The organism is Streptomyces jeddahensis (genome assembly GCF_001642995.1).
Taxonomy (GTDB): domain Bacteria; phylum Actinomycetota; class Actinomycetes; order Streptomycetales; family Streptomycetaceae; genus Streptomyces; species Streptomyces jeddahensis.
In genome coordinates this window covers 1-4,124 of the sequence record NZ_LOHS01000106.1, presented here as the reverse complement: position 1 = coordinate 4,124, position 4,124 = coordinate 1, and the positions used below count along the sequence as shown (strand labels likewise).

Below are 4,124 nucleotides of genomic sequence, written 5' to 3'. Positions count from 1 at the left end.
TGGGGCGCCGCGCCGGGATGTACGTCCTCGGTCTGGCGCCGAACCGTCATCGTTCGGGGAGCCGTACGTTTGCGCCAGCCGCTGCGGGCGCACATCCCGCCACGTCCCCTTCGGCACGCGGGCGGCTACAGGCCGGTGGGGGCGACCGTCACCGTTGTGGGCAATCGTTCCGCAGGGCTGGGGGCACCTCCCAGCGGTAGCTGGGGGAGGGTGGGCACAACCCACGACGTACGGTGCCGTTCATCGTGGTCCAGCCCCCGCAGGGGCGCCGCGGCCGCCGGAGGCTAGGAGTGGCCGAACTCCTCAGCCGGCCCCTCCGTCTCGACGGACCCGGAGTCGGCCGCAGGCCGCAACGGCAATTCATCCACCCGCGTCTCATCAAGCACGGGCGGAGCCGGCCGCGGCGGCTTCGGCATGACCGCCGCCTCGGAGTGCGCCCCACACCCGTACGCAAGGGACACCACCCGGCCATCGGCCGGCGAGAACTCGTTCGAGCACACCCCGAACGCCTGCCGCAGCGACCCGGCGAGCGGCACCAGAAACCCACAGGTCACACACGATGCGGGCGCGGCCTGCGCCATCTGCGTCTTCGGCCCGTACGACTCCTCCCAGCGGTCGGCCGCCGTGTGCAGCCCGTACCGCGAGAGCACCCGCGCCCGCCGCATACCGAGCTCCTCGGCGACCGCCGCGATCGAGCCGCGCGACGGCGCGACCGGCAGGTTCGCCGGCGCCTCGCCCGTGACCTCGGCGTCCTCGGCCTCGACGAGCTCGGCCATCTCCTCCGACACGGCGGAGTTCGGCGGCGGCATGTCCTCGCCGCTGAATCCCGGCTCGAGCCGCAGATCCTCCGCGTCGGTCGGCAGCAGATCGCCAGGACCGAGGTCCCCGGGCCTCAGCCGCTCGCTCCACGGCACCCACTCCGGGGCCAGCAACGCGTCGGGGCCGGGCAGGAGCACCGTCTCGTCCAGCGTCACGACCTTGGCGCGTGAGGCCCGCGCCACCGTGACGGCCCAGCGCCAGCCGCGGTACCCGGGCTCCTTGCACTCGAAGAGGTGCGTGACGACCCGGTCCCCTTCGACGACGAGCCCGACATGCTCGCCCACCACACCGGGCGCGGCGACCTCCTCCGCCGCGGCACGGGCGAGCTCGACCGCCTCGGCGCACAGACGGTCAGGGGTACGGCTTCGCGTTGTCGCTGCGCTCACAGGTATCGCTTCTCTCCTACGCCGTCTCACGAGTGCGCCGTACGGCAGCGGATGCACCGGGTACGCGGACGGAGCGGACCTTGGGGCCGCGTCGACGTCCGCGCCCGGTTCGTCCCGGGCGCACCTACGTCACCCATTCTGCGGGATGACGGAGGGGTGCGCGGCCGCGGACTGCCGTTGGGTTGCGCGCTACGCACGCTACCCTCTCCGGGCCCGTGGGCCCACACCGACGTCCGGCCCCACCCATTCCCGTGCCGGGGGCCGCCCATGACTTCGGCGCACCGTACGTCGTGGGGTTCTGCCCACCAGTTCCGCCCTGCGGAACGCCTGCCCACAACGGTGAGACCCGCAGGCGCCCTGCGGCCGAAGGGGACGTGGCGGGATGTGCGCCCGCAGCGGCTGGCGCAAAGTCCGGGCTCCCCGAAAGACTAGGGTTCGGCGCCAGACCCGAGGACGTACATCCCGGCGCGGCCCCGACCCACCCACCGGCAGGTGGCGCACCAGCCGACGACACCCCGCAGACGCACACGCCCCGACCCACCCGCCGGCAGATGGCGACCCGGGCACCGCACAGCGCAGCGAACGGCGCCCGTACGCGCGGTAACCGCACTACCCGCCCCGGCAACGGGGCACTATGACGGAGTGGCAGCCGCGAAATCGTCCGCCTCGAGCAGCTCCAGCAGGGAGGCGGGTCCGGTCAGCAGGGGCGCCCGCACGGTCGGGCGTGCCCTGCATCTGCCGTTCACAGGGGCGGCACGCGGCATCAGAAGGGCGACGCACGCGCACGGCGCGGGCGAGTCCGGGCTCGGCAAACTCATCGAGCTGCACGGCGTGAACGGCGCGGGCGACGTGATGATCACCGTCGCCCTCGCCTCGACGGTCTTCTTCTCCGTACCGACCGACGAGGCCCGCGGCCGCGTCGCCCTCTACCTCGCCATCACCATGGCGCCGTTCACGCTCCTCGCCCCCGTCATCGGCCCCCTCCTCGACCGCCTCCCGCACGGCCGCCGCGCCGCGATGGCCGGCGCGATGCTGGCGCGGGCGCTGCTGGCGCTGATGCTCTCGGGCGCGGTGGTGACGGGAAGCCTGGAGCTGTACCCGGCGGCCCTCGGCGTCCTCGTCGCCTCCAAGGCGTACGGCGTGGTCCGCAGCGCCGTCGTGCCCCGTCTGCTGCCGCCCGGCTTCTCCCTCGTCAAGGCGAACTCACGCGTCACGCTCGGCGGGCTGCTCGCCACCGGCGTGGCGGCGCCGATCGGGGCGGGTCTGCAGTTCATCGGCCCGCGCTGGCCGCTGTACGGCGCGTTCGTGATCTTCGTCGCGGGGATGTTCCTGTCGTTCTCGCTGCCGCCCAAGGTGGACTCGGCGAGGGGCGAGGACAAGGCGCTGCTGGCCGCGGACGAGGAGCATCTGCACGGCCCGCACCTGAAGAAGACGACGGGACGGCGCCCGGGACTGCGTACCGTCGGCCCGGCCGTGACGCACGCGCTCGCCGCCAACGCGACGCTGCGCTGCCTGTCCGGCTTCCTCATCTTCTTCCTCGCGTTCCTGCTGCGCGAGCATCCGATGGCCGGTCAGAGCGCCGCGGTGTCGCTGGGCATAGTGGGCGTGGCGGCGGGCGCGGGCAATGCGCTGGGCACGGCCGTCGGGGCCTGGCTGAAGGCCCGGGCGCCGGAGGTGATCATCGTGACGGTCGTCGCGATCGTGCTGGCCGTGGCGATCACGGCGGCCGTGTTCTTCGGGGCGCTCGGGGCGTTCATCGTCGCGTGCCTGGGCGCCTTCGCCGGGTTCGCGCAGGCGCTGGCCAAGCTGTCGCTGGATGCGCTGATCCAGCGGGACGTGCCCGAGCTGGTGCGTACGTCGGCGTTCGCGCGCTCCGAGACGCTGCTGCAGATGTCGTGGGTGGTGGGCGGCGCGATCGGCATCGCCCTTCCGCTCAACGGGGTCCTGGGACTGTCCGTGGGCGCCGGCATCGTCGCCGTCGGCTGGCTGTCGACGGTACGCGGCCTGCTGGCGGCGGCCCGGCACGGCAGCACCGCACGGGCCCGGGTGGCCTGACCGGGACCGCCCCGCACGGGTCCGGGTGACCTGATCGGGCCATCCCGCACGCGTCCCGCGGCGGGAGCCGTCCACCCCCGCACACCACCCCGGCACACCCCCGTATGGCGCGACCCCGCGGCACGCCGCACCCCACATGGCATGGCCTCACAGAGCCCGGATAGCCTTCGGCCATGACCTCCCTGCCCCGCGGCAGTGCCGCACGTGAACACCGCCCGGCGAACCGCCGTCGCGCCGTCGCTGCCATCGGCGCCGTGTCCGCCGGACTTCTCGTCCTGTCCGCCTGCGACAAGCCGACGCCGATCGCCACCGTCACGGTCGGCGGCGACTCGGTGCACTCGGAGGCCTCCTGCTATGCGGACGGTGAGGCGCTGAAGGCCTCGCAGCTGCAGGAGTGCCTGAAGGACAAGGACATCAAGACCATCAAGGTCGACCCCGATGAAACCGTACGCTTCGGCGTGGACCCGGACATCGCGGAGAAGGGCTGGACGATCCTCATGAACGGCCAGGCCCTGACGGACGCCAGCACCAAGACGTACCGCACGATCCCGGGCAGCGTGTTCTTCAACCAGCAGTACGGGGCCAGCGGCTCCACCACGACCGTGAGCATCCTCGAGGGCGACAGCTCGAAGGCCACCGGCCTGTGGTCGTTCAAGCTCAAGAAGGACGCCTGAGCACGGCCTCCGTACGGGTCCTGGTAGCCACCGCGGTCCCCGTCGAACGGGACGCGGTGGCGCGGGCGTTCGCGTGCCCGGCGAGCGAGGTGGCGCTCCCCGGGACGACCCTGCACCGGGTCGAGCCCGCGGCCCCGCCGTCCGAGCCGCCCACCGGGGCGCCCGCCGCCCCTCCCGCCCCCGGCATACC

General features: G+C 73.3%; 3 protein-coding genes and 1 pseudogene. 2 read left to right on the top strand and 2 right to left on the bottom strand.

From position 1 onward, the window contains the following. Positions 1–284: 284 nt before the first annotated feature. A complete protein-coding gene (locus STSP_RS24710) occupies positions 285–1,205 on the bottom strand; it encodes a DUF3027 domain-containing protein (RefSeq protein WP_067282261.1) in 921 nt (306 codons plus the stop codon). 729 nt (positions 1,206–1,934) lie between these two features. Between STSP_RS24710 and STSP_RS24705 the strand changes: the two genes are divergently transcribed. Beyond that, the gene (locus STSP_RS24705) at positions 1,935–3,260 is read left to right on the top strand and encodes an MFS transporter (RefSeq protein WP_232789778.1); all 1,326 of its coding nucleotides are present in this window, start codon (positions 1,935–1,937) and stop codon (positions 3,258–3,260) included. Between the two features lie 173 nt (positions 3,261–3,433). Then, positions 3,434–3,934, top strand: a complete 501-nt coding sequence (locus tag STSP_RS24700) for a DUF2771 domain-containing protein (RefSeq protein ID WP_067282256.1) — start codon at positions 3,434–3,436, stop codon at positions 3,932–3,934. On the opposite strand, the pseudogene STSP_RS41310 reads toward STSP_RS24700, so the two are convergent. Continuing rightward, positions 3,918–4,124, bottom strand: a pseudogene (locus STSP_RS41310) (hypothetical protein); the annotation flags it as partial. The gene STSP_RS24700 and the pseudogene STSP_RS41310 overlap by 17 nt on opposite strands.